The sequence below is a fragment of the Amycolatopsis marina genome (genome assembly GCF_900111885.1).
In the GTDB taxonomy this organism is placed as follows: Bacteria; Actinomycetota; Actinomycetes; order Mycobacteriales; family Pseudonocardiaceae; genus Amycolatopsis; species Amycolatopsis marina.
In genome coordinates this window covers 1-25,988 of sequence record NZ_FOKG01000029.1, presented here as the reverse complement: position 1 = coordinate 25,988, position 25,988 = coordinate 1, and the positions used below count along the sequence as shown (strand labels likewise).

17 protein-coding genes are annotated in these 25,988 nt (G+C 66.7%); 8 read left to right on the top strand and 9 right to left on the bottom strand.

Features of this window, described 5'->3' with window-relative positions:
- The first annotated feature begins 89 nt into the window (after nucleotides 1-89).
- From BM199_RS29925 to BM199_RS29905, 5 genes are all read left to right on the top strand, one after another.
- Nucleotides 90-1,187, top strand: a complete 1,098-nt coding sequence (locus BM199_RS29925) for an ABC transporter ATP-binding protein (protein WP_091678731.1) — start codon at nucleotides 90-92, stop codon at nucleotides 1,185-1,187.
- Complete coding sequence (locus BM199_RS29920) at nucleotides 1,184-1,882, top strand: ABC transporter permease (RefSeq protein WP_177242854.1); 699 nt, start codon at nucleotides 1,184-1,186, stop codon at nucleotides 1,880-1,882. The genes BM199_RS29925 and BM199_RS29920 overlap by 4 nt, the downstream gene beginning before the upstream one ends.
- Nucleotides 1,879-2,580: an ABC transporter permease gene (locus BM199_RS29915; RefSeq protein WP_091678725.1), complete on the top strand. Its 702-nt coding sequence runs from the start codon at nucleotides 1,879-1,881 to the stop codon at nucleotides 2,578-2,580. The genes BM199_RS29920 and BM199_RS29915 overlap by 4 nt, the downstream gene beginning before the upstream one ends.
- Nucleotides 2,580-3,482 (top strand): ABC transporter substrate-binding protein, encoded by a 903-nt coding sequence (locus tag BM199_RS29910; RefSeq protein ID WP_091678721.1) that lies wholly within the window; start codon nucleotides 2,580-2,582, stop codon nucleotides 3,480-3,482. The genes BM199_RS29915 and BM199_RS29910 overlap by 1 nt, the downstream gene beginning before the upstream one ends.
- Nucleotides 3,483-4,052: 570 nt before the next feature.
- On the top strand, nucleotides 4,053-5,636 hold the full coding sequence (locus tag BM199_RS29905; RefSeq protein ID WP_091678716.1) for a S8 family serine peptidase: 1,584 nt from the start codon (nucleotides 4,053-4,055) through the stop codon (nucleotides 5,634-5,636).
- Between the two features lie 464 nt (nucleotides 5,637-6,100).
- Here BM199_RS29905 and BM199_RS29900 read toward each other — a convergent pair whose 3' ends face one another.
- On the bottom strand, nucleotides 6,101-9,808 hold the full coding sequence (locus tag BM199_RS29900; protein ID WP_091678712.1) for a multifunctional oxoglutarate decarboxylase/oxoglutarate dehydrogenase thiamine pyrophosphate-binding subunit/dihydrolipoyllysine-residue succinyltransferase subunit: 3,708 nt from the start codon (nucleotides 9,806-9,808) through the stop codon (nucleotides 6,101-6,103).
- A gap of 327 nt (nucleotides 9,809-10,135) precedes the next feature.
- On the opposite strand from BM199_RS29900, the gene BM199_RS29895 reads away from it, so the two are divergent.
- From BM199_RS29895 to BM199_RS29885, 3 genes are read left to right on the top strand one after another with little or no spacing between them, the layout of a single operon-like run.
- Nucleotides 10,136-10,714, top strand: coding sequence for a YbaB/EbfC family nucleoid-associated protein (locus tag BM199_RS29895; protein WP_091678704.1), 579 nt, complete (start codon nucleotides 10,136-10,138; stop codon nucleotides 10,712-10,714).
- Between the two features lie 36 nt (nucleotides 10,715-10,750).
- A complete protein-coding gene (locus BM199_RS29890; RefSeq protein ID WP_091678701.1) occupies nucleotides 10,751-11,074 on the top strand; it encodes a type VII secretion target in 324 nt (107 codons plus the stop codon).
- Nucleotides 11,074-15,657 (top strand): DUF6531 domain-containing protein, encoded by a 4,584-nt coding sequence (locus BM199_RS29885; RefSeq protein WP_091678699.1) that lies wholly within the window; start codon nucleotides 11,074-11,076, stop codon nucleotides 15,655-15,657. The genes BM199_RS29890 and BM199_RS29885 overlap by 1 nt, the downstream gene beginning before the upstream one ends.
- 278 nt (nucleotides 15,658-15,935) lie before the next feature.
- Here BM199_RS29885 and BM199_RS29875 read toward each other — a convergent pair whose 3' ends face one another.
- From BM199_RS29875 to BM199_RS29840, 8 genes are all read right to left on the bottom strand, one after another.
- Nucleotides 15,936-19,709, bottom strand: a complete 3,774-nt coding sequence (locus tag BM199_RS29875; protein ID WP_091678696.1) for an ABC transporter ATP-binding protein — start codon at nucleotides 19,707-19,709, stop codon at nucleotides 15,936-15,938.
- Nucleotides 19,710-19,766: 57 nt separating this feature from the next.
- Nucleotides 19,767-20,648: an ABC-2 transporter permease gene (locus BM199_RS29870; protein ID WP_091678693.1), complete on the bottom strand. Its 882-nt coding sequence runs from the start codon at nucleotides 20,646-20,648 to the stop codon at nucleotides 19,767-19,769.
- Nucleotides 20,648-21,685 (bottom strand): ABC transporter ATP-binding protein, encoded by a 1,038-nt coding sequence (locus BM199_RS29865; protein WP_091678690.1) that lies wholly within the window; start codon nucleotides 21,683-21,685, stop codon nucleotides 20,648-20,650. The genes BM199_RS29870 and BM199_RS29865 overlap by 1 nt, the downstream gene beginning before the upstream one ends.
- Before the next feature lie 414 nt (nucleotides 21,686-22,099).
- Entirely contained in the window at nucleotides 22,100-22,798 is a 699-nt protein-coding gene (locus tag BM199_RS29860; RefSeq protein ID WP_091678687.1) for a hypothetical protein, read from the bottom strand.
- Nucleotides 22,795-23,697: an ATP-binding cassette domain-containing protein gene (locus tag BM199_RS29855; protein WP_091678684.1), complete on the bottom strand. Its 903-nt coding sequence runs from the start codon at nucleotides 23,695-23,697 to the stop codon at nucleotides 22,795-22,797. The genes BM199_RS29860 and BM199_RS29855 overlap by 4 nt, the downstream gene beginning before the upstream one ends.
- Entirely contained in the window at nucleotides 23,694-24,071 is a 378-nt protein-coding gene (locus BM199_RS29850) for a GntR family transcriptional regulator (protein WP_245788906.1), read from the bottom strand. The genes BM199_RS29855 and BM199_RS29850 overlap by 4 nt, the downstream gene beginning before the upstream one ends.
- Before the next feature lie 149 nt (nucleotides 24,072-24,220).
- Complete coding sequence (gene ald / locus BM199_RS29845) at nucleotides 24,221-25,327, bottom strand: alanine dehydrogenase (RefSeq protein ID WP_091678836.1); 1,107 nt, start codon at nucleotides 25,325-25,327, stop codon at nucleotides 24,221-24,223.
- Between the two features lie 106 nt (nucleotides 25,328-25,433).
- Nucleotides 25,434-25,988 (bottom strand): HNH endonuclease (locus tag BM199_RS29840; RefSeq protein WP_143101953.1); only part of this gene is annotated, 555 nt, incomplete at its 5' end.

The following is a 25,988-nucleotide window of genomic DNA, read 5'->3' as shown; positions in this document are numbered from 1 at the left end:
GGGTCTGCCCAGTGAGATGCGCAGCCGTTGTCGGTGGGGTGGGATACCGTCGCGCGGACCGGCCGAGGCCGTCACGAGGGAGGCGACTGGTGGGAATCGAGTTCCAGGGTGCGACCAAGAGATACCCCGGCGGGAGTGTGGCCGTGGACAACCTCGACCTGACCGTCGAGGACGGCACGATCACCGTGCTCGTCGGGCCTTCGGGCTGCGGCAAGACGACCTCGCTGCGGATGATCAACCGGATGGTCGAGCCGACCGAAGGCACGGTGCTCCTCGACGGCAAGGACGTCCGCGGCTCCGATCCCGCACTGTTGCGCAGAGGGATCGGCTATGTCATCCAGCATGCGGGGCTCTTTCCACACCGCACAGTGCTCAGCAACGTGGCCACCGTGCCGCTGCTGGCCGGCTGGGACAAGTCGAGGGCCCGCAAACGAGCGGCGGAATTGTTGGAGATCGTCGGGTTGCCTGCCGAACTCGGCAAGCGCTATCCGGCTCAGCTCTCCGGTGGGCAGCAACAGCGTGTTGGCGTGGCAAGAGCTCTCGCCGCCGACTCACCGGTGCTGCTGATGGACGAGCCCTTCTCGGCGGTGGATCCGGTGGTTCGCGAGGGACTGCAGGACGAGTTGTTGCGACTGCAGTCCCAGTTGGGTAAGACGATCGTCTTCGTCACCCACGACATCGACGAGGCGGTGCGCCTCGGGGACAAGGTCGCCGTTCTGCGGGTGGGCGGAAGGCTCGCGCAGTACGGCACTCCGTCAGAGGTGCTCCGGCATCCGGTGGACGACTTCGTCGCCTCCTTCGTCGGCCGGGATCGTGGATACCGGGGCCTGTCCTTCCTTTCGGCGAAGGGGGTGCGCGTCGAGGAGGTACCGACGGTCGAGTTGGGGAGCACGGTGACCGGCCCGGCGGACCGGTGGTTCCTCGCGGTCAACGGCGCGGGTGAGCCACGCGGCTGGCTTCCGCCGAGTACCACTGTGGACGGTCCGCTGCGTGAGGGAGACCTGACAGCGGGCGGATCGCTCTACGTTCAGGGAACGCCGGTGCGCGGTGCGCTGGACGCGGCCCTGTCCTCGCCCGCCAGTTTGGGAGTTGTGGTGGACGCCGAAGGCAAGGTCGTCGGTGCGGTCACCGCGCGACAGGTCCTCGACGTCATCGAGAACCATCCGGAGGGCGTGAGCGGGCGGTGAGTGAGTTCTTCGCCGAGCTGGGCCGCTACCTCGGCAGCGCGAACACCCGCATGCAGTTGCTCGGCAACCTGCTGGAACACATCTATCTCGCGCTTGTGCCGCTGGTGCTGGGCATCGTGCTCGCGGTGTGCGCGGGTTGGGCGGGCAAACGATGGCCCCGGACCCGCCCGGCGCTACTGGTGGTGTCGAACCTGTTGTACACAATCCCTTCGCTCGCTCTGTTCGTGGTGATTCCCGGCATTATCGGTTCGAAGATCCTGGACAGCATCAACGTTGTGCTGGCGCTGACCCTCTACACCGCCGCACTGCTCATCCGGCCGGTGCTCGACGCGCTGGACGCGGTGCCACCCCAGGTGATCTCGGCGGCTACCGCCATTGGTTACCGGCCTGCGCGCCGCTTTCTCGGCGTGGAGCTGCCACTCGCGGTTCCGGTGCTCACGGCCGGCGTGCGAGTCGCGTCGGTCAGCAACATCAGTTTGGTCAGTGTCGGTGCGCTGATCGGCACCGGCGGTCTCGGTGTGCTGTTCACCGACGGATTCCAGCGGGAGTACTTCTCGCCGATCGTCGTCGGCATCGTGCTGACCCTGGTGCTGGCACTCGTGGTCGATCTGCTCCTCGTTCAGCTCCGCAATGTCCTCACCCCGTGGGCGAGTGCGGGCCGGGCGGCCCTGCCCGTGGAGGTGAAGACCGCATGATCGGCGAGACGATCGCCTGGTTCGGCGATCCGGCCAACTGGCAAGGAATCGACGGAGTACCGACCCGGCTGCTGCAACATGCGGGCTATGTCCTGTCCGCGCTGGCGATCGCCGGCGCGATCGCGATTCCGCTCGGTCTCTACGTCGGGCACACCGGCCGGGGCGGTGTGACGCTGGTGGGCGGCGGGAACGCGATCCGGGCCCTGCCGACGCTCGGACTCGTCACGTTTCTCTTCCTCCTGTTCTCCGACAGTGAGACGGCGACGATGATCGGCCTCGTGGTGCTGGGCATCCCGCCGATCCTCGCGGGCACCTACGCCGGACTGCAGTCCACGGACCACCAGGTGGTCGACGCCGCCGAGGGAATGGGCATGACCGGCTGGCAGCGACTGTGGAAGGTGGAGGTCCCCGTCGCGTTGCCGCTCGTGCTCGGAGGTGTGCGCAACTCCGCCCTCCAGTTGGTGGCCACGGCCGCGGTGGCCGCCTACGTCGGCCTCGGTGGCCTCGGGCGCTACGTGCTCGACGGGCTGGCCGTTTTCGACTACGGCGAGGTGGTGGCGGGAGCGTTGCTCACCGCACTGCTCGCCATCGTGCTCGACCTGTTTCTCGGCGGCCTGCAGCGAGCGCTGGTGCCGCGAGGGGTGCGACTGGCCGCGGCAGCGGACACCGGCAAACAGCTCACAGGGGAGGTCGTGTGATGTTTCGGCTGCGCGGTGCCCGATCGGCGGCAGTGCTGGCTGCCGTGGCACTTCTGCTGACGGGATGCGGCAACCCGCTGCAAGGGGGAGCCGAGGGCGGTGCGGACGGTGAGATCGTCATCGGATCCTCGGACGTGGGGGAAAGTCTGCTGCTGGCACAGATCTACGCGGGCGCCTTACGCGACGCGGGGGCGGAGAACGTCACGGTCCGGCCCCCGGTCGGCGGCCGGGAGGTCGTGGTGCAGGCGCTGCAGGACCGGTCACTGTCCGTCGTGCCGGACTACAGCGGGAACCTGCTCCGGTACTTCGCCCCCGACTCGGAGGCCACCACCCCGGACGAGGTCTACGCCGAACTGCGGCGGACGCTGCCGGAAGGCTTCCGGGTGCTGGAGCAGGCACCCGCGCAGGACACGGACGTCCTCGTCATCAAGCAGGAGTTGGCGAACACGGGGATCAGCACTGTCTCCGAGTTGGCTCCACACTGTGACGAGCTGGTGTTCGGCGGGCCGGGTCAGTGGGCGGATCGCTGGCAGGCCAAGATCAAAGCCTTGTACGGCTGCGAATTCCGGGAGATCCGCGTCACCGACACCGGTGGGCCGGTGACGGTGGAAGCACTGCGCTCCGGCGAGGTGCAGGTGGCCGACCTGTTCAGCACGTCGGCCACCATCGAGAGCAACGGTTTCGTCCCGTTGGTGGACGACAAAAACATGTTTCCCGCGCAGAACATTGTCCCATTGGTGGCACACGGGACACTGTCCGAACGTGAGGAGCAGGCCCTGAACGACCTCTCCGCAGTACTCACCACCGAAAAGCTGACCGAGTTGAACGTGCAGTTCAGCACGGAGAAGCGCAATCCCCTCGACATCGCCGAGGAGTTTCTGCGCGACAATGGGCTCACGTAAGCACTGTGGGAATATTTCCCACAGTTACGACTTGTTAACAATTGTCATGACGGCTGGCCGCGGAATCGATTCCGGATTCCTACTAAAGTCGGTTGTTTCGGTCCGACTTTAGTAGCGGGCCGTTCGAGTGGTTCCGGTATCAACAATGTGTGTCAGGTCGTCGCGGACTCGATCGAGAATAGCTGAGCCATGCAGCCTACTGCATTCGTTCGGTTGCCGCGATCCTTGGTGCGAAGCGGCTGCTTCAGCCGTAAGGACGTCTTGAACTCCTTGTGGTGCAAGAAAAAGCGACGGTGAGTCGTCGCTGGCACTGGAGTGGAGCAAGAGCGGGGCCGGGCGAGGAGTAAGCCATTGCCGATGGTATTGCTGGCTCGCGGGAAAGAGTTCGGCGCGCTTGTTGATCACGCTCACGCGTATACCTCTAGTAGGTGCGAATAACAAGATCTTCCTTCGGGGGAATTTCAGACCTACTCTCACCACAGCGTTCAGCAGAACGCGTTCTACCCCTAGAAACCCCGGGGGCCGCTGGTCGGTTCGCGGGGTCCACCCCTGCCTAGGAGGAATGAACCCGTGCGGGAAACTGTGAACAACAAACGGAGACAGCTCGGCGGCCTCGGTCTCGCCACCGCTGTCGCCGCGCTCACCGTGCTGAGCGGAAACGGCGTCGCCCAGGCCCAGGAAGGCGCGATTCTGGGTGCTGACAAGGCCGGCGCGATCGAGGGCAGCTACATCGTCGTGCTGAAGGACGAGGTGTCGATCCAGTCGGTGCCCGACGTGGCCAAGGGCGTGGCGAATCGGCACGGCGGCAAGATCGAGCAGACCTTCAAGAGCGCGCTGCGCGGATACTCGGCCTCGATGAGCGAGCGCCAGGCGAAGCGGGCCGCGGCGGACCCGAAGGTCGCATACGTCGAACAGAACCAGGTCGTGCAGCTCAGTGCCGACCAGCTGAACCCACCGTCCTGGGGCCTGGACCGGATCGACCAGCGCGATCTGCCGCTGAACAGCAAGTACAGCTACTCGACGACGGCATCCAACGTCGACGCCTACATCATCGACACCGGCATCCTGACCACCCACAACGACTTCGGTGGTCGGGCGAAGCACGGCTACGACTTCGTGGACAACGACGCGAATGCCAGTGACTGCAACGGCCATGGCACGCACGTCGCCGGCACCGTCGGCGGTACGGCACACGGCGTCGCCAAGGGTGTGACCCTGATCGGCGTGCGGGTGCTCGACTGCGCGGGCTCCGGTAGCTACGCCGGCGTCATCGGTGGCATCGACTGGGTGACCAGCAACGCCTCGGGTCCGTCGGTCGCCAACATGAGCCTGGGCGGTGGCGCATCGAGCGCAGTTGACGACGCGGTTCGTCGCTCGATCAACTCCGGCGTGACGTACGCGCTGGCCGCGGGCAACGACAACGGCGCCAACGCGTGCAACGTTTCGCCCGCAAGGACCCAGGAAGCGATCACGGTCGGCTCCACGACCAGCAGTGACGCTCGGTCGAGCTTCTCGAACGTCGGCACGTGCCTGGACATCTTCGCGCCGGGTTCCGGTATCACCTCGGCATGGATCGGTGGGAACAACGCCACGAGGTCGATCAGTGGCACCTCGATGGCCACCCCCCACGTGGCTGGTGGCGCAGCGCTGTACCTGGCCGCGAACCCCTCGGCCTCGCCACAGCAGGTGCGGGACGCGCTGGTGAACAACGGCACCAAGGGCAAGGTGACCGATGCTCGCTCGGGTTCGCCGAACGTCCTGCTGTACACCGGAAGTGGGGACACCAACCCGCCCGACCCGGGAACCTGCTCGTCGGCCAGCAACACCGCTAACGTCTCGATCCCCGATGCCGGCTCCGCGGTGACCAGCTCGGCGACGGTCTCCGGTTGCGACCGCAACGCGTCGTCCACCACGAAGGTGGACGTGCACATCAAGCACACCTACCGGGGCGACCTGGTGATCGACGCGATCGCGCCGGACGGCACCAGCTACCGGTTGAAGAACAGCTCGGGCTCCGACTCGGCGAACAACGTGGACCAGACGTACACGGTGAACGCCTCGGGCAAGGCCGCCAACGGCACCTGGAAGCTGCAGGTGCGGGACGTGTACCGGTACGACACCGGCTACATCGACTCCTGGAGCGTCACCCCGTAGTTCCGTAGCGGGCTGTGGCAACGCGGCCCATCGCTGAGTAGCTCAGAACCCCGGGTCGGCTTCCTGGCAGGCCCGGGGTTCTGAGTTTGTAGCGCTTTGTCGACAATGAATCGTTGCTGTTCACCGCCGGGCACTGTGCGGCGCCACCACCGGGCCGGCCAACACCAGCCCCGCAGCGGTGCTCATCCAGCCGATCGCCCGTAACGCTCGCTCCCGCATGTCGCCGTCCTCTCGCGCTACGTGATGGTCCGACTCCTCCGAGTGTGCGGCCTCAAGCCGGGAAAGTCCCGAAGATCCACGCGACCGGGCTAGCGGTGCCTCTCGCACTTTCCCGGGAAAGTGCGGTTGTTGCGTGTGCACGTATCGCACTTCCTGGGAAAGTGCGAGGCCTGCACAGGACGAGACCCCCACCGGAATTGTACTGCTCACGGGTGGGGGTCTCGTCCTTCGCCAGGATCAGCGACTCAGCTGAACGCCTTCTCGATGATCGCCTTCTGCTCGACCTCGTGCACCTTCGGCGAACCGGCCGAGGGAGCCGCCATGGGCCTGCGTGCTGCCACCTGCAGGCTGTTGAAAGCATCCGGCAGCTTGCGCGGCAGGTTGAGTCCGAAGAACGGCCATGCGCCCTGGTTCTCCGGCTCCTCCTGCACCCACATGGTCTCCTTGGAGTTCGGGTAGCGATCCAGCGCCGCGATCAGCTTCTTCTTCGGCAGCGGGTAGTACTGCTCCACCCGCACCAGTGCCACGTCGTCGATCTCCCGCTTGGTCCGGTCGGCGAGCAGCTCCCAGTACATCTTTCCGGAGGTCAGCAGCACCTTGCGCACCTTGGCCGGGTCGACGTCGTTGTCGTCGATCACCGAGAGGAACTTCGACTGGTCAGTGAAGTCCTCCACCGTCGACTTCACGGCCTTGTCCCGCAGCAGGCGCTTGGGCGTGAACACCACGAGCGGGCGGTTGACCCCGTCGAGCGCGTGCCTGCGCAGGAGGTGGAAGTAGTTCGCCGGGGTGGAGGGCACCGAAACTGTCATCGAGCCCTCGGCACACAGCTGCAGGAACCGCTCGATCCGGCCCGACGTGTGGTCCGGTCCCTGACCCTCGTGCCCGTGCGGCAGCAGGAGCACGACGTCGGAGAGCTGTCCCCACTTCGCCTCACCGGAGGAGATGTACTCGTCGATCACGGTCTGCGCGCCGTTGACGAAGTCGCCGAACTGCGCCTCCCACATGACCAGTGCCTCGGAGTTGGCCACCGAGTAGCCGTACTCGAAGCCGACGGCCGCGTACTCCGAAAGCGCCGAGTCGTAGATCATCACCCGGCCCTGCTGCTCGGCGAGGTGCTGCAGCGGGGAGTACTCCTGGCCGGTCTTGCGGTCGATCAGCACGGAGTGCCGCTGGGTGAACGTGCCACGCCGGGAGTCCTGACCCGAAAGCCGGACCAGCCGGCCGTCGATCGCCAGCGAGCCGAACGCCAGCAGTTCGCCGAACGCCCAGTCGATGCCGCCTTCGCGGGACATCTTGTGCCGCCGCTCCATCACCGGCTTGACCCTGGGGTGCGGGGTGAAACCCTCCGGCACGTTGACGAACGCGTCACCGATGCGCTCGACCACCTCGCGGGAGATCGCGGTCGGCACCTTGGCGGGCACCTGCTGCTCCTCCTCGACCGAGGGGCTGGCCTTGACCGGGTGCTTCTCCAGCTCACGGACCTCGTTGAACACGTGCTCGAGCTGACTGGAGAAGTCGCGGAGCGCGGCCTCCGCCTCCTCGACCGAAATGTCCCCGCGGCCGATCAGCGACTCGGTGTAGGTCTTCCGCACGCTTCGCTTGGTGTCGATGATGTCGTACATCGCCGGCTGCGTCATCGAGGGATCGTCACCCTCGTTGTGACCGCGCCGCCGGTAGCAGATCATGTCGATCACAAAGTCCTTGTTGAACGCCTGGCGGTACTCCACGGCCAGCTGCGCCACCCAGTACGCGGCCTCCGGGTCGTCGCCGTTCACGTGGAACACCGGGGCGCCGATCATCTTCGCCACGTCCGTCGCGTACTGCGTCGACCGGGCGTTCTCCGGGGCGGTGGTGAAGCCGACCTGGTTGTTGATGATCACGTGCACGGTGCCACCGGTGCGGTAGCCACGGAGCAGCGCGAGGTTCAGCGTCTCCGCGACCACACCCTGGCCCGCGAACGCCGCGTCACCGTGCAGCAGCACGGGGAGCACGGTGTAACCGAGGCCGGCGCTGCCACCCTTGTCCAGCAGGTCCTGCTTGGCCCGCACGATGCCCTCGAGCACCGGGTCCACCGTTTCCAGGTGCGACGGGTTCGCGGTCAGCGACACCTTGGTCTCGCCGTCGCCGAACATCCGGAAGTACTTGCCCTCGGCCCCGAGGTGGTACTTCACGTCGCCGGAGCCGTGCGCCTGCCCTGGATCGAGGTTGCCCTCGAACTCCTGGAAGATCTGCGAGATCGGCTTGCCGACGATGTTCGCCAGCACGTTCAGCCTGCCGCGGTGCGGCATGCCGATGACGACCTCGTCGAGCTCGTGTTCGGCCGCCTTGTCCAGGACCGTGTCGAGCAGCGGGATCACGGTTTCGCCGCCCTCGAGCGAGAACCGCTTCTGGCCGACGTACTTCGTCTGCAGGAAGGTCTCGAAGGCCTCGGCCGCGTTGAGCTTCGAAAGCACGTACTTCTGCACCGAGGTCTCGGGCTTCTCGTGCGGGATCTCCACGCGGTCCTGGATCCAGCGACGCTCGTCGGGATCCAGGATGTGGGTGTACTCGATACCCACGGTGCGGCAGTAGGAGTTGCGCAGCACCCCGAGGATGTCGCGCAGCTTCATCCGCTCCTCGCCCGCGAAACCGCCGACCGCGAACTCGCGGTCGAGGTCCCACAGCGTCAGCCCGTGCGAGAGGACGTCGAGGTCCTCGTGCCTGCGCTGCCGGTAGTTCAGCGGGTCGGTGTCGGCCATCAGGTGACCGCGCATCCGGTAGGCGTCGATCAGCTCGATCACCCGCGCGGTCTTGTCGACCGCGCCCTCGGGGATGTCCTCGACCCAGCGCACCGGCTCGTACGGCAGGCGCAGCGAGGTGAAGACGTCGTCGTAGAAGCCGTCCTCACCGAGCAGCAACTGGTGGATCCGCTTGAGGAACTCGCCGGACTCCGCGCCCTGGATGATCCGGTGGTCGTACGTCGAGGTCAGCGTCATGATCTTGCTGACGCCCATCTCGGTGAGGGCCTTCTCGCTGGTGCCCTGGAAGTGCGCGGGGTACTCCATCGCGCCGACGCCGATGATCGCGCCCTGCCCGACCTGCAGCCGGGGGACGGAGTGGTTGGTGCCGATGCCACCGGGGTTGGTCAGGGAGATCGTGGTGCCCGCGAAGTCGTCCGCGGTGAGCTTGTTGTTCCGCGCCTTCTTGACGATCTCCTCGTACGCCTGCCAGAACTGCAGGAAGGTCATGTTCTCGGTGTTCTTGATCGAGGCGACGACGAGGGTGCGCGAACCCTCCTTGCCCTTCATGTCGATCGCGAGACCGAGGTTCACATGCTCCGGGGTGACCGAGTGCGGCTTGCCGTCGATCAGCTCGTAGTGCCGGTTCATGTTGGGGAACTCGTGCAGCGCCCGCACCATCGCGTAGCCGATGAGGTGCGTGAAGGAGATCTTCCCGCCCCTGGTCCGCTTCAGGTGGTTGTTGATCACGATCCGGTTGTCGGCCATGAGCTTGGCCGGGACGGCGCGCACACTGGTGGCGGTCGGAACCGTCAGCGAGGCGTCCATGTTCTTCGCGATGGCCGCGGCGGCGCCGCGCAGGGTCTTGCGCTCCGGCTCGGCCTTGGCGGGCTTGGCCGTGTCCGCCTTGTCGTCCGGCGAGCTCTTCGCGGCCGGCTTCGCTGCCTGCTTGGGCGCGGCGGCCTTCGGGGCCGCCGGCTTGTCGGCGGGCTTCTCCTGCGCCGGGGCCGGGGACGGCGCGCTCGACTTCTCGGGGGTCTGCCCGTTCCGTGACGGGCTTTCGGACCTGCCGTCACCGCCCGGAGACGACTGCGCTGCCTGCGTTGGCTTGAAGTCGGCGAAGAAGTCATGCCATGCGGCATCTACGGAGGAGGGGTCGGCGAGGAACTGGTCGTACATCTCCTCGACGAGCCATTCATTGGGGCCGAACTGTGACGCAGGGCTGCTGCTGGACACGGCAGGGACTCGCCTCTATCCATACTCGATCTGGTTGTCTGTGTCTTGCTGCCAGCGCGTGATCGGACGCATCCTTGAGACCTGCAACACGTTTCGACGGCTGTGTCCGGTTACGCGCCTACCAGGCTAACCCCCTCGCGTAGCGGCGCGTGAGCGAACTCGGTCAACCTCTGGGACGAATCGTTTGCGATTTGTCACTGAATCGGTTAAGTGCCCACCTGTGGTCGCGCTCGGTCACCGGAGCGGACCTGTTGGAGGTTGACGGGAACCGCGACGCTGTTCAGGTCGTCTGCATCTTGCGGAGACTAGGGCGAGAGGGGAGTCACGGTGGCCGATCTGACGGATGTCGAGCGCATGGTCAACGACTGGGAGCGCAACGCCGCCGAGAAGGCGCAGCGGTACGAGCAGATGCAGCGGCAGGTCGAGCAGATCTCGATCACCGAGTCGGTGGCTTCGGGGGCGGTGTCCGTCACGGTCGGCCACAACGGGCTGCCGACCGACGTGCGGATGACCGATGGGGTGAAGAACATGAGCCCCGACGAGATCGCCGCCAACGTGCTGCGCGCCATGCAGAAGGCGCAGTCGAAGTATCCCGAGCGGTTGCAGGAAATCACCGCGGCCACCGTCGGCGAGGACTCCACGACGCGGCACATCGTGGCGACCGCCGTCGAGCAGTTCCCCGATGCTCCGGAGGAAGAGGAGCCGCAGGGCAGGGAGGCCCCCGGTCGGCAGTTGCGCGTCGAGACCGAGCCGGACGAGGAGCCCGAGCCTCCGCGTCGTGCCGCTCCGCCGACACCGCCTGCTCCGAAGCCGCCGCCCGCTCCGCCCGCGAGTCGCAGGCGTCCGCCCTCGGATGACGACGACGGCGAGGACTTCGGTGACCAATCGTTCCTGCGGCGGGATTGATCAGCCAACCGGTTCGGCTTCTGGAGGGGTTTCGCGATGGGTAGCGGCGGGCAGGGTTTCGAGGTACTCCACGAGGAGTTGGAGAACCACGCAGGCAAGGTCGACGGCTTCGCGGATCGGATGGAGACGGCCGTCTCCGCCGCGCAGCAGGTGACGATGGACAACAGCGCGTACGGCGTGATCTGCCAGCCGTTCGCGCTGCTGCTCGACCCGTTCGAGCAGATGGGCGTGCGGGCGCTGCGAACGGCGGCCGAGTCGATCAGCGCCACAGCGGGCAAGGTCCGGGACGCGTCCGCCACGTACAGCGGGCATGAGGACGACACCGCAGCGGTGATCAAGAAGACGGGCGGGGCGCTCTGATGCCTGACGGGAACCCGCTGGTCGCGCAGGCGCAGTCGACCACAACCGGATACACGGGAATCGGGATCGCCGAGTCCGCCGTTGATCTCGCGTCGGGAATCTCGGACGGCTCCTGGGTGGCGGTCGGCCTCGGCGCCGTCGGTGTGGGCCTCGAGGTCCTGTCGATGGTGGTGGACCCGATCGGGACGCTCGCGTCGTACGGGGTGTCCTGGCTCATCGAGCACGTGCAGCCGTTGAAAGAAGCGCTGGACTGGCTGGCGGGGGACCCGCCGGTAATCCAGTCGTTCTCCGAGACCTGGGCGAATGTCGCGGCCGAAGTCTCCGCGGTGGCGGGCGACCTCGGCAACGAGGTCAACACCGGGACCGCCGGCTGGTCGGGCGAGGCCGCCGACGCCTACCGGCAGGCCTCGGCCGAGCAGGCCGACGCGATCGCCGGGGCGGCGACGCTGTCGGAGGGCATCTCGGTCGGCGTGATGATCATGGGCGAGGTCGTCGCCGCGGTGCGTGAGATCGTCCGCGACCTGGTCGCCGAACTGGTCGGCAAGCTCATCACCTGGGCGCTCGAGGCGGCCGGCACGCTCGGCTTCGCGACGCCGCTCATCGCGGTGCAGGCCACGACGGCGATCTCCAAGGCGATCAGCAAGATCTCGGATCTGATCCGGAAGCTGGTCAAGACGATCGGCAATGTCTCGCCGTTGATCCGCAGGGTGATCGACAAGCTGGACGAGATCATCCAGGCACTGGCGAAGCTGGCCCGCAAGTTCTCCCCCGGCGGGGGAACCACACCGTCGTCCACGCCGAACACGCCCGGCATCGACGCGCCGACGGTGAAGTCCCCGGACGCCACCACGCCTTCCTCGGCGACGACCACGCCGAGCGGGACCACGACTCCGGACGCACCGAGCACCACCCCGAAGTCGCCGGACACCACGAGCCCGTCGAGTACCAGCCCGGACGGGCCGGGGACGACCACACCGAACGGCGGAAAGCCAGACGGCACGTCACCGAACGGCGGCAAGCCGGACGGCTCCATTCGGGACAACGTCGATCCCCGGGCCGACGGCAGGCTGAACGACTGGAAATGCACCGACGGGGATCCCATCGATCTCGCCACCGGCGAAATGATCATGGGGGAGGTGGACGTGGAACTGCCCGGCGTCCTGCCGCTGATCCTGCGAAGGGCCCATCACTCCGGCTACCGGGTGGGCCGTTCTTTCGGCCGCACCTGGACGTCCACATTGGACCAACGGCTGGAAGTTGACCAACATGGCGTGTGTTATGCGGCATCGGACGGAGTTCTGCTCACCTACCCCACCCCGCCTGAGAGCGGAGGGGCGGTCCTGCCTGCCGAAGGCCCACGATGGCCGTTGTGGCGGACCTCTGACGGTGGTTACGCCGTTAGGCACAAGGATTCCGGGCACGTCCACTACTTCCCGGCCGGGCGCTACTGCCCCTTGGCAGCCGTGGTCGATCGAAACGACAACCGCATCGACTTCGAACATGACGAAGACGGGTTGGTCAAGGAGGTTCGCCACTCGGGCGGGTACCGAGTGGCGGTGGATCGGACTGCCGGCCTGGTCACCGGCCTTCGCTTGTTGACCGGTGAGGTGACCGGTGTTTCCCTGGTTCAGTACCGCTACGACAGTGCGGGCCGATTGTCCGAGGTCCTCAACTCTTCCGGCTTGTCGCAGCGATTCGACTACGACCACATGGGGCGGGTCACGCGGTGGGAGAACCGGAACGGGGAGTGGTACGCGTACTACTACGACGAGCGCGGCCGATGTGTTCGTACTGAGGGCTCCGGCGGAGTGCTGACCTGCTCGGTCAACTACGACGACGTCAACAGGATTACCACCTACACCGACTCTCGTGGATATGCCACCAGGTACCACTTCAATGAGAATTGGCAGCTGATTCGGGAGATCAGCCCGCTGGGGCATATCGGTTCATTCGAGTGGGACCGCTACGGCGCGCTGTTGAGCAGAACTGATCCCCTGGGCCGGACCTGGCGGTACGTCTACGACCGAGACGGCAATATGACCGCCGTGATCCGACCGGACGGTGGTCAAGCGCTGTCGGACTACAACGAGTTCGGTCAGCCTGTTCGCATCGTCGATCCTGACGGCGCCACCTGGCTCTATTCGTACGACCAGAACGGCAATCACACATCGATCGTGGATCCGACCGGCGCGACCACCCGGTTCGGCCACGGTGACCGTGGTCAGGTGGTGTCGACCACCGACGCCATGGGCAACACGCACCGAGTTCTCGCCGACGCCGCCGGGCTCGCTCTGGTGGTAACCGATCCGCTCGGGGCGACGGTGCAGTACGAGCGGGACGCATTCGGCCGTGTCGTCGCGATCACCGATCCCGTGGGTGGTGTGACGCGTCTGCGCTGGACGGTGGAGGGCAAGCTTCTGTCGCGGACAACTCCGGACGGCGCTTCGGAGCACTGGCGCTACGACGGAGAAGGAAATCAGATCGAGCACGTGGACCCGCTCGGCGGAGTGACTCGTACGAGGATCACTCATTTCGATTTCCCAGCCGAGAGAGCTGCTCCCGATGGAGCAAAGTTCTCCTACTCGTACGACACAGAACTGCATCTTGTGTCGATCACCAATCCCCAGGGGTTGGTCTGGCGGTACACCTATGACGCAGAGGGCAGGCTGGAGCAGGAAACCGACTTCAACGGCAGGACGCTGACCTACAAACACGATGCGGCCGGGCAGTTGCTGGAGCGGATCAACGGTGCCGGACAGGTGGTCCGTTTCGCACGTGATGCGATGGGTAACGTAACTCGGCGCGAAGTTGACGGTGACATCACTGTCTTCTCCTACGATCCCGCTGATCGTGTCCTCAGGGCCACCAATTCCGCTGCTGACATCGTTTATCGGCGAGACCGGTTGGGACGTCCTGTCGAGGAGACCGTCAACGGCCGCACGCTGGCGTTGAGCTTTGACGCACTGGGCCGGAAGGTCCGGCGGCGCACACCCAGTGGTTCCGAATCGTACTGGAGTTACGACGCCAACAGCAGGCCGTCGGTCCTGAGGTCAGGTGACCACGTACTCCGGTTCGGTTACGACGCCTCAGGGCGAGAGACCACCAGGATGCTGGGACAGGACGTCGTCTTGTCCCAGTCATGGGACCCGAACGACCGGTTGCTCACCCAGGCGCTCGCCGCCGGACCTGCTGGTCATTTCGACGGTGCGGCGCCACGACGAACGGTGCAGAGCCGTAGCTTCCACTACCGGCAGGACGGGTATGTCCAGCGGATCGAAGATCAGGATGCCGGACTGTGGCAATTGGCCCTGGATCGCACCGGAAGGGTGAACACCGTCCACGGGCCGCGCTCGATGGAACGGTACGCGTATGACCCGGCTGGCAAGATCGCCAGTGCCGAGATGCCTTCCGCGCAACCCGGGGACAGGGAAGTGCGGTCGTACGCGGGAACGTTGATCCGTACCGCCGGACGCGTCAGTTATCAGCACGACTCGCAGGGACGGACCGTGCTGCGTAGCAGCCGCTCGTTGTCCGGAAAGGTCCGGACTTGGCATTACCGGTGGGACGGCGACGACAGGCTGACCGAGGTCACCACTCCGGACGGCTGGATCTGGCAGTACAAGTACGACCCGTTCGGCCGTCGCATCGCGAAACTCCGGCAGCGCCCGCACGACCGGAGCGTCGTCGAACGGGTCGCCTTCAGTTGGGAGGGGACGCACCTGGCCGAGCAGTTGGAGGAGACCACTGGCCGGGCGACCACATGGGACTGGGGTGCGAACACCGGTCGGCCGCTGACGCAAACCGAACGCGCGTTGCGGCCAGGAACACAGGACTGGTATGACAGCCGTTTCTACTCGATTATCACCGACTTGATCGGTGCGCCGACTGAACTCGTCGACCCCAGCGGTTCGGTTGCCTGGCGATCGAGTGCCACCTTGTGGGGAGAGTCTGTCGTATCGGCTGGTGGCGTGGGCACCCCACTTCGCTTCCCTGGCCAGTACTACGACGACGAAACCGGCCTGCACTACAACTACTTTCGTTACTACGATCCGCATTCCGGCCGATACCAGTCAGCCGATCCGTTGGGCTTTCTCGGCGGCCCGGACCCGCACGGTTATGTCGGTAACCCAAGGCTCAACGCCGATCCGCTCGGGCTGACCGGCTATGGGTGCGGTCTGACCCGGGTGGGCCCGAACACCTATGAGTCACCGGCCGGCCTGCGTTACAACCCCGATTCGAGCCCCAATTTCGATGATCGTTTCGCACATGTGATGAACCATGCGAATGATATTCCCAACAGGCCGCAACACGGTGTCTTCGCCGACCCGAACCCGAACAGTGTCGGACGGGTCGTCGACGAGGCCTACCTCCGGGTACAGAACGGCGAGGCCTTCTCGGTTCCGCAAGGAAACAGAATGGTCCATTTCGTGAACATGCAGGAAGACATCGGATTCATGGGCGGTGTAAACGGTGGACAGGCCGGAAACCCTGCGGTCAGATACATGCAGCTCGTTCTCGAGAACGGCAACGAGGTGATCACGGCCTTCCCGGTCTCGGGTATTCCGAGCAAAGTGTTAGGTTGAGTCCATGATGTGGCTCGTCGAGTGCCCGCTCTGGGATCAGGGTCTGGTCCGCCCACTGTTGACCGAAGCTGGCGACATCGTCCTCATGTGTGATTCCTGCACCACCGTCTGGTGTGGACCTGACGACGTCGAGTCAGAAAGTTACTCTCAGCCTGCGGGGCCGGACTGGGACACCGGGTGCGGATCGCACGTGAAGCCAGGAACTACGAAATGGGCGGACATGGACGATGTGCGAAAGGCGGGATGGGGTGAGCTGGAGTGGCACGCCGGCTGATGCCTCACTCCGCCCCGTCACCCAGCGACCACAGTCTCGCGTAGTGCCCGCCTGCGGCGAGCAGTTCCCCGTGTGTGCCCTGTTCGGTGATCCGGCCGTGGTCCAGCACCACGATCCGGTCCGCGCGGGATGCGGTCGCGAGGCGGTGGGCCACCACGAACGTCGTCCTGCGGTGGGTGAGGCGCTCGGTTGCGCGCAGTACCGCCGACTCCGTCGACGGGTCCAGCGCCGCGGTCGCCTCGTCCAGCAGCAGCACGTCGGGGTCCACAAGTTCCGCCCTGGCAAGCGCCACCAGCTGGCGTTGCCCGGCTGACAGCGCTCGGCCGCGTTCGCCGACCTCCTGCCGGAAGCCCGCGGGCAGCGCGGCGATTCCGTCGAGCACGCCTACCGTCCTTGCTGCCGCCTCCACCTCCGCGTCCGTCGCCGACGGCCTGCCGTAGCGGATGTTGTCCGCGACGGTTCCGGAGAAGAGGTGGGCTTCCTGGGGCACCACCCCCAGCCTTCCACGCAACTCCGTGAGGTCGTAGTCGCGCACGTCGACCCCGTCGATACGGACCACCCCACGCGTCGCGTCGTAGAACCTGGCCGCCAATTTGACCACAGTGGACTTACCGGCTCCGGTCTCGCCCACCAGTGCGACCGTCGTGCCTTCGGGGACGTGCAGGGTCAGGTCGTGCAGCGCAAGACGCTCACTTCCCGAGTAGGCGAAATCGACCCGCTCGAACCTCACCTCGCCGCGCAACCGCTCCGGCATCTCCACCGGATTCTCGGTTGCCGGAACGGAGGTCGGCGTGCGTAACAGGTCGCCGATCCGGCGCAGTCCGACCTTCGCCTGCTGGTAGCCGTCGAACACCGTCGACAGTTGCTGGATCGGCGAGAAGAACATGCCGAGGTACAGCAGGAACGCGAGCAGCACTCCGGGGGAGAGTTCACCACGCGCCACCCGGTGTGCCCCGGCCACCAGCACCACCGCTTCCGCCACCCCGGAGAGCAGCGCCACGAACGGAAAGTACGTCGCGATGTAGCGCTGCGCCCGGAGCCTCGAGCGTCGGTACGCGTCGCTGCGGGACGCGAACGTCTCGGCCGAGCGCTCCTCCCGCGTGTAGGCCTGCGCGACCCGCAGTCCGTTGATGTTCTCCTGCATGTCCGCGTTGACCACGCTGACCCGCTCGCGTGCCTCCGTGTAGGCCGCGGACGCGAGGCGCCGGAACACCACCGTCGCCACGACCAGAATCGGCAGCACCGCCAGTGCGTACAACGCCAGCGACGCGTCGGTGACCAGCAGCGCGCCGCCGATTCCCACCAGTGTCAGCACGCTGACCACGGCTGTGGCCAGCCCGGTCTGCAGGAACGAGGACAGCGCGTCCACGTCCGTCGTCATTCGGGTCATGATCTTGCCGGCCAGTTCACGTTCGTAGTAGTCGAGCCCGAGACGTTGCAGGTGCGCGTAGCTGCGCACCCGGAGCAGGTACAGCACGGACTCGCCAGCCCGGGCGGTGACTCGTGTCTGCGCCGCGATGACGAACCAGTCCACCGCGATCACGACCGCGCCGACGGCGGCGGCCAGCAGCACCGCGGACTCGACGCCTGCCGCGACGCCCTCGTCCACGCCGTACCGGTACAGCGCGGGCACGCTGAGTGTGGCCAGCGCGTTGAGCCCGACGAGCCCCACCACCGTGGCGAGCAGCCAGCGGACCGGCCGCAACAGTCTGCGCAGGCTGAACGTCGGATCCGGGGCCGTGGCGTCGACTCCGTCGAGCCGGGGTGCGTCGACGGCTGGCGGCAGCCGCCGTACACCCTCCAGCAACTCCTCGGTCGGCGGAGTGTTGGCCGCGCGACCGGCGCCCGCCGCAGCTCTGGCTGTGCTCGGCGCCGGTGGCTCGTCCTCCGTGTGCTCCGCAGGCCACAACCGTGGCGTGACACCGGACTCGTCGGGCTCGGCGGGGCCGGTGGGGCACTTCTGGTCCAACCCGTCGCCAGGCCCCGAGATGAGTTCCCGGAACAGCGCGCAACGCCCTTCCAACTCGGCGGCCGTGCCGACGTCGACCAGCCTGCCCGTGTCGATCACCGCGATCCGGTCGGCCAGCGCCAGAGTGGACCGCCGGTGCGCGATCAGCAGCGTCGTGCGGGTCGAGGTGATCTCGCGCAACGTGTTGTGGATGGCCGCCTCGGTCACCGTGTCCACCGCCGAGGTCGCGTCGTCCAGAACGAGCACCCTCGGGTCGGTGATCAGCGCTCTGGCGAGGCCGAGTCGCTGCCGCTGGCCGCCGGACAGGGTCAGCCCGCGCTCGCCGACCAGCGTGTCGTAGCCGTCCGGCAGTTCCTCGATGAACTCGTGCGCCTCCGCTGCCCTCGCCGCGGCGACGACCTCCTCGTCGCTCGCGTCGGGACGGCCGTAGGCGATGTTGTCGCGGACCGAGGTCGAGAAGAGGAACGCCTCCTCGAACACCACCCCGATGCTGCTGCGCAGATCGGCCAGCCGGACGTCGCGGACGTCCATCGGGGCTCCGGCCGCGCCGATCCGGACCGAGCCCTCGTGCGGGTCGTAGAACCGCGGCAGCAGCAGCGAGACCGTCGACTTGCCCGACCCGGCCGTGCCGACCAGCGCGAGGGTCTCGCCCGCACGCGCGTGCAGCGACAGACCGTCCAGCACCGGTTCGGACCGGGTGTAGCCGAACCGGACCCCGTCGAGGCGCACCTCCAGCGGTCCCTCCGGCAGCGGGCGGGCGTCCGCGCTGTCCCGCACCTCGGGCTGCGCGTCGATCAGCTCGTGCACCCGCTCGGCCCCGGCCCTCGTGAGCTGCGCCTGCACCACCAGGCTGGACAGCATCCTGGCCGGCCCGATCAGGGCCGTGACGTAGGTGGCGAAAGCGAGGAACGTGCCGAGGCTGATCTCGCCGCGCAGCGCGAGCAGGCCACCGACGGCCAGCACGGCGACCTGCCCGGCTGCGGGAAGAGCGGAGGTGGTCGCGGTCGGCACCGCCGACATCCGCGCCGATCGCAGCCGTTCGGCGAACAGCCTTCGTGCCGTCCCGGCCAGGCGGCCGGTCTCCCGGGACTCCTGTCCGAAACCCTTCACCACCCGTACGCCGGTGACCGTCTCCTCGACGTGCTGGGCGAGGTCGGCGGCTCGTTGCTGGGCCGACCAGGTCGCGGGGAACAGCCGCTTCCGGCTGACCGCGACGACGATGGCCACCGCGGGCGCCACCACCAGCGCGATGAGGGTCAGCGTGGGGGAGAGCAGCAACATCGCCCCGATGGCGAGGACGGTGAAGATCACCGATCCCACGGAAAGCGGGACCTGCATGAGAATTCCGGTGACCAGTTGTAGGTCGGTGATCGCCCGCGAGGCGATCTGTCCGGTCCGCATCGAGTCCTGCTTGCCACCGTCGAGCCGCGAGACCGCGCCGAACACCGAGCGGCGCAGGTCGTGCTGCACGTCGAGCGCGAGCCTGCCGCCCAGGTAGCGGCGCGCGAACGCCCCGCCGAACGTCAGCAACTGCAGCCCGACCAGTGCCACGGCGAGCCACCCGAGATTTCCGGTACGGCCCGCGACGGCGTCGTCAACCGCGACCTTCACCAGCAGCGGGCTCGCGGCCTGCATCCCCACGCCCAGCATCGCCGCGCACAACGACAGCACCACGAGCACCGGATGGCGCCAGCACGCCGCGGCGAGCCTGCGGATCCACCCGGTGGGTGGGGATGCGGGCTGTTGAGCAGCGGTCCTTTCGGGTGCCTCGGTATACCTGGTCGAGGCGGTGGTGCTGGCCTTGGTCACCTCGCCAGGCTATGCGCGGTCACCGACGCTTCGCCGTGCAGTCCGCGCCCTACGTCATCAGGTGATGTCCCTGCGCTGGTTCGCCGCCCAGCCGCCGACGAAGAACAGCAGCGTCCAGGCCAGGAAGATCAGCGTCGACGCCCACCAGGACAGCACGCCCGGTGCTCCCGCGGCGAGCTGCAGGCCGTACTGCGTCCAGACGTCGACCGTGCCGGGCAGATTCAGCGTGTCGATGCCGAAGGCGTCCGCGGCGATACCGCCCACGATGCCGTTGGCCGTGCCGTTCGGCAGGATCCCGCCGAGCACGTTGGTGACGTTCCACAGGGAGAACACCAGCACGTTCTCCACGATCAGGAAGTAGGTGATGAGCAGCACCACGGCCAGGGTGACCTTGTTCAGCACCGCGCCGAAGCCGATGCCGAACAACATCACCAGCACCGAGACCAGGATCGTGCCACCGAAGGCGCCGAGCCACTGGCCACCGCTGGGCAGCCCCGACGAGTCGACCGTGATGAGGGTCGCGAGGGCCGCGACGCCGAAGCTGATCACGCCGTACACGACGCCCCACACCAGGTAGGCGATCATCTTCGCGGTGAGTGCGAGGCCACGGTCCGGGGCGGTCAGGAACGTCGTCGTGATGGTGCGGTTGCCGTACTCCCCAGCCAGTGCGAACACGCCGAAAATCGCGGGGATGAGGGTCGCGATGTTCACCCCGTGAGCGATCGAGAGCAGCCCGACGGGGAAGGCGTTCGGGTCGATACCGAACGAACTCGCCAGCTCACCCGCCGTTCCACGGCCGATGTACCCCACGAAGTCGTTGGTGATCCATCCCCAGACGAACGAGAACCCGAAGGCGAGGATGACCAGCGGGATCAGCAGTACCCACCAGGTGTTCAGGCTCAGCGTCTTGCGGAACTCGGCCTTGATCAGGTTGCCCATCAGGCGTTTCCTCCCCATCCCTGGTGGCCGGGCTGCCCGGGGTATCCCTGCTGCGGCGGGCCCCATCCCTGCTGTGGCTGCTGCTGTGGCGCCCAGCCCTGCGGCGGCCCCTGTACAGGCGCGGGTCCTCCGGCGTACTGACCGCTGGTGAGCTGGAAGAACATCTTCTCCAGGTCCGCGGTGTCCTCGTGCAGGCCGTAGATCGCGACGCCCGCCCGCAGCGCGACGTCGCCGACCTGCTTCGCGGTGACACCCAGCACCGAGAGACCGCCTTCCGGCGTCGGGTGGACCTCGCCTGCCCCGTTCTCCTGCAGGGCCGTTGCCAGCGCCGAGGCATCCGACGGCAGCACGACCACCCGGGACTGCTGGGAGTTGCGCAGGTGGTCGACGCGGCCCTGGTACATCGTCTGCCCGCGGCTGATGATGACGACCTGGTCGATGGTCTGCTCGACCTCGGCCAGCAGGTGGCTCGAAACCAGAACCGTGCGCCCCTGGGCCGCGAACGAGCGAAGGAACGTTCGCAGCCAGGCGATTCCCTCGGGGTCGAGACCGTTTGCCGGCTCGTCGAGGACGAGGACCTGGGGGTCGCCGAGCAACGCGGTCGCGAGCGCCAGCCGCTGCCGCATGCCGAGGGAGAAGTCGCCCGCGTTCCGGTGTGCCGCCGGCGCGAGACCGACCAGCCCCAGGGTCTCCTCGGCTCGTTGGTCAGGGACGCCGATCGCGGCCGCGTACACGCGCAGGTGGTTGTATGCCGTGCGCTTGGGATGGAACCCCTCGTTCTCCAGCACGGAGCCGACCACCCTCGCGGGGTTGCCGAGGTGCTTGTGCTGCTGCCCGTTGATCGTGGCGGTACCAGCACTGGGAGTGACCAGGCCGAGCAGCATCCGCAGCGTGGTCGTCTTGCCGGCGCCGTTCGGGCCGAGAAAGCCGGTCACCGAGCCGGGTTCCACCGCGAAACTGAGGTTCTGCACCGCGGTCACGGGCCCGAACTGCTTGCTGAGGTTCTGCACTGCGATCCGGCCGCTGCCGTCGTGCATACCGCCCCCTTGTTCGTCGTCGGTGGTCGCCGGAGTCCACCGGCCACCCAGGCCCGGCCAGGGCCGTGTTGCGCGACATCCTGCCGTACCGGTACTCAGAGGCGGATATCCCGTCTGCGGTTCCCGGCGTTTCGCGTGCGGAGGGTGTTACTCCTCACCGGCCGAAATTCTCACGGCTGACCAGGCTGTTGACCGGCTAATCTGCACCAGGACCGAGGGTGGGGGCGCGAGACTTACGGCTGGCGTGTCGGCCGAGGCAGTGCCGGGATAAGTATTTGCACAAGTTTGCCTACCCCGGCGAGCGATCCCCGGAGTTATTACCTAAGCTGGTAGGTGGCGGCCCGCTCCCAGTGACCCCCAGGCTGGTCGAGCGGGCCGCCCCTATATCTCCCGAAATCGCCGTTGCGGCCCGGGCTATGGAGTGGCTCGTCGGATCGTCAGATAGCCGGCGCAGGCCAGCAGCGCGGCCAGCGCCAGGGAATACCCGCCGAAGAGGCCAATGGGTGTCTGGTCGGCGAAGAACCGGCCGACGGCGGGCCACCACTCCTGCCAGGTCGCGACGATGAAAAAGAGCGCGCCGAGCGCGGCCGTACCGATCGCGAGCGTGTAAACGCCGGGCTGGCCCCATCGCTTGAACACAATGCCTGTCCACACCCCGAGGAAGGACATCAGCAGGAATGGCACGGTGTAAACGATGATCTGCAGGATCGGATTGGCCTCGACGGCGAACGGGAGGCCGAAGAACCTGAGGCCGAGACCCCATCCCCCGGTGGTGTCCTCCAGCACGCGCAGCAGGTAGAGCACGATTCCGTAGCCGAGGGACTGAGCCGCGACAACCACCACGGTCGCCGCGAAGAATGTCCGTCTCGTCACGCTCAGGCCGAGTGCGAACGAGAAGACCTGAGTCATGGTCTGCAGGTGCACGGTCAGCATCACGATGTAGATCGAGATCAGCCCGCCCGTGATCCGCCCATGCTCCTCGACGGTGTCGCCGAGTACGGCGAAGATGCCCAGATTGGTGACGAACACGAGCGCCAGGATTCCGATTGGAAACGCCAGCACCGCGGGAGCGTTCACGAGCTGGATTCGAACGACGTTCCACACGCGACTCATCGGTTGCCCCCCTTTCCGTTCGCGGCGGCGACGAGTTCGCGCTCGCCCTCGGCCTGCTGGGTCATCCGGACGACGAGTTCCTGCAACGAGACCGGCTCGATGTTCAGTTCGTCCGGATGCTGGTCCGGTCGGGTGCCCTCCAGCGTCACCTTGAGGAAACCGCCGAGCTGTTCCCGGTGCAGTTCACGGCGTCCCCCGGCGAACGCCTCGACGGCGAGAGCGGGACCGGTGACTGTCATCGCCCGCGAGCGCAACACCTCGGAGTCCTCGTCGATCAGGACCCGGCCGGAGTCGATCAGTGTCACGTGCTCGATCAGGTCGCTCACCTCGTCGATCAAGTGCGTGGAGAGCACGATCGTCCTGGGATGCTCGACGTAGTCGGTGAGCAGCCGGTCGTAGAACACCTGCCGCGCCACGGCGTCCAGACCGAGGTACGGTTCGTCGAAAAGCGTCAGTGGCGCCCGTGACGCAAGGCCGATGATCACGCCGACGGCGGAGAGTTGGCCGCGCGAGAGCTTCTTGGTCGTGGGTTTGGTCGGCAGGGCGAACTCCTCAATCAACTCGGCCGCGAAGTTGTCATCCCAGTTCGGGTAGAGCAGCCTTGCGGCGGCGAAGGCGTGCCGCGCCGAGAAGATGGTCGGATACTTTTGTGACTCTTTGATAAAACAGACCCGGGACAGAACGTCGGCGTTCTCATACGGATGCTCCCCGAACACCTCGACGTCGCCGGACGTCTCGAATCCCTGGCCGGTGAGTATCTGCATGATCGTCGTCTTGCCCGCGCCGTTACGTCCCAGCAGGCCGTGGATTCGGTTCTCGGCCAGTTCGAGGTCCACGCCGCTGAGCGCGGTGGCCTTGCCGTAGCGCTTGGTCACTCCAGTCAGGCGAACCGCGCTCATGCGTCGTGCCTCCAGGCGTCGATCATTTTCTTGAGATCCTCTGCGTCCATCCCGAGCTTGCGTGCCTCGGTGAGCAATGGCGCGATGTAGGCCTGCGCGAAGGCCTCCCGCCGTTGCTCGAGCAGGCGAGTGCGCGCCCCATTCGCCACGAACATTCCGATCCCCCGTTTCTTGTAGAGCACTCCATCGGCGACCAGCCGATTGACACCGTTCGCCGCGGTAGCCGGGTTGATCCGGTGGAAGGCGGCAAGTTCGTTGGTCGAGGGCGCTTTCGTCTCCTCGGAAAGCGAGCCGTCGATGATGGCGTTCTCGATCTGCTCGGCGATCTGGAGGAAGAGCGGCCTCCCGTCGTCCTTCACGACGGCCTCGGCCAAGGGCGTAGGTGCCCTGGTTCATTAGTCATGTAGTGAACCATGCGACCAGTTGGCCCTGTTTGTCAAGGCTCGGCTGTCGGGGGGCTGAAACGCAAAGTGCGGTGGACACCCGAGGGTGCCCACCGCACTGGTGGTAGGAAGGAGTTGATCTACAGCTCGACGGGCTGGTGCTCCAGCCCATGTGCGACCGCCACCGGCTCGTTGGTCAACGCGCCCGCATGGGTGTTCAGGCCCTTCGCGAGGCTCGGATTCGTTTTCAGCGCCTGCTCCCAGCCGTGGTCGGCGAGCTGAACCGCGTACGGCAGGGTCACGTTGGTGAGGCCGTACGTCGAGGTCCTCGGCACCGCGCCCGGCATGTTCGCCACGCAGTAGAACACCGAGTTGTGCACCTGGTAGGTCGGTTCGTCGTGGGTTGTCGGCCGTGAGTCGGCGAAGCAGCCACCCTGGTCGATGGAGATGTCCACCAGAACGCTGCCGGCCTCCATCCGCGAGACCAGTTCGTTGGACACCAACTTCGGCGCCTTGGCGCCGGGGACCAGAACCGCGCCGATCACCAGGTCCGCCTCCAGCACAGCGTTCTCCAGGGAGAATGCGTTGGACGCAACGGTGCGGATGCGCCCGGCGAAGTCGTGGTCGATCTGCCGGAGCCGGTCCACATTGGTATCCAGGATCTCGACGTCGGCCCCGAGCCCGAGTGCCACCCGTGCCGCGTTCAACCCGGCGACCCCGCCACCGATCACGACCACACGCGCCGGGTGCACGCCCGGGATGCCGCCGGGCAGCACGCCCCGGCCACCGCTGGGCTTCATCATCGCGTACGCCCCGACCTGCGGCGCCAGTCTGCCTGCGACCTCGGACATCGGTGCCAGCAGTGGCAGTGCGCCGTTCTCGGTCTGCACGGTCTCGTAGGCGATCGCCGTGGTGCCCGCGCCAAGCAGTGCGTCGGTGAGCGGGCGATCGGCGGCGAGGTGCAGGTAGGTGAACAGCACCTGGTTCTTCCGCAGCAGGGGGTATTCGGCCTCGACTGGTTCCTTGACTTTGAGTACCAGTTCACCCTCGGCCCAGGTGTCCTCGGCGGTGGCCAGCACCTTGGCTCCAGCGGAAAGGTATTCCTCATCGGTGATGGCCGAGCCCACGCCGGCATCGGCCTCGACGAAGACCTGGTGACCGCGCTGGGTCAGTTCGTGCACCCCAGCCGGCGTCAGCGCGACCCGGTATTCGTGCTTCTTGATCTCACGGGGGACGGCGATACGCACGGTTGTCTCCTGACAGGTTGCGACGGTGTCGGTCACCACGGTGAACCACTCGGACGGCGGTGTCATCGTGCTGCCGGAACAATCATGCGCGCGGTAGGTGGTTCCCTCAACACAGAGGCGGTTGGGCGGGTGGCCGGAGGGGTTGGTGGAGTGGGGGTGGTCGTGTGGTGTGTTGTTGGCCGGTGGGTGTGGTGATGGTGAGGGTGTTGTCGTGTGGGTTGACGGTGTGGTGCCAGCCGGGTTGGTCTTTGAGTTGGTGGTGGGTTTTGCAGAGGGTGATGAGGCGTTTTTCGGTGGTGGTGCCGTGCTTGCGCCAGTCGAGGCTGTGGTCGAGTTCGCAGGACTGCGAGGGCCGGTAACACCCCGGTGTGCGGCACTCTCGATCCCGGATGCGGACGAACTCGTCGAGGGCGGCGGGGGGTCGGTAGCGGGTGCGGCCGAGGTCGATCGGGTGGCCGGTGATCGGGTCGGTGAGGATCCGGCGCCAGGTGGTGTTGGGTCCGGTGGCGATCTGGCGGGCCAACCACGCCGGGATGTAGCCGTGCCCGGTCATCTCGGCGGGCTCGTCGTCCAGCCTGAGCAATGTGGTGGCGGCGATGTAGACGAACACCTCCGCCCGCACGTTCCCCGACCCGGTGCCGGTGCCGGTGCCGTCACGCAG